The organism is Bifidobacterium scaligerum (assembly GCF_002802865.1).
Lineage (GTDB): Bacteria > Actinomycetota > Actinomycetes > Actinomycetales > Bifidobacteriaceae > Bifidobacterium > Bifidobacterium scaligerum.
In genome coordinates, this window is sequence record NZ_PGLQ01000022.1 from 1 (window position 1) to 297 (window position 297).

The following is a 297-nucleotide window of genomic DNA, read 5'->3' on the forward strand; positions in this document are numbered from 1 at the left end:
TGATCGATGAGGGGGTAGACCTGTGCAGCTCGTTAGCGGGGCGCACGAAGTCCCCCCGGCCAGTTCCTGGCCCGACTCGGGTGGGTGGTTTCGGCGGCATCGACGGTCTCAAAGAATTCCTGACTGACAACGAAGTCAAGGTCATGGTGGATGCCTCCCACCCCTTCGCAGCAGCTATGCACGGCCACGCCGCTCAAGCATGCCGCGACCTCAACCTTCCGCTGGCACGGCTGGCACCACCAAGCTGGCGTACCCAACCTGAGGCAGCGACCTGGCACTGGGTTGACGACCACGACG

The 297-nt window shown here is 64.0% G+C and carries 1 protein-coding gene; it reads left to right on the top strand.

Annotated features, from left to right (window positions below; all coding sequences use genetic code 11):
• Positions 1-20 precede the first annotated feature (20 nt).
• Positions 21-297 (top strand): precorrin-6A/cobalt-precorrin-6A reductase (locus CUU80_RS10610; RefSeq protein ID WP_243388737.1); only part of this gene is annotated, 277 nt, incomplete at its 3' end.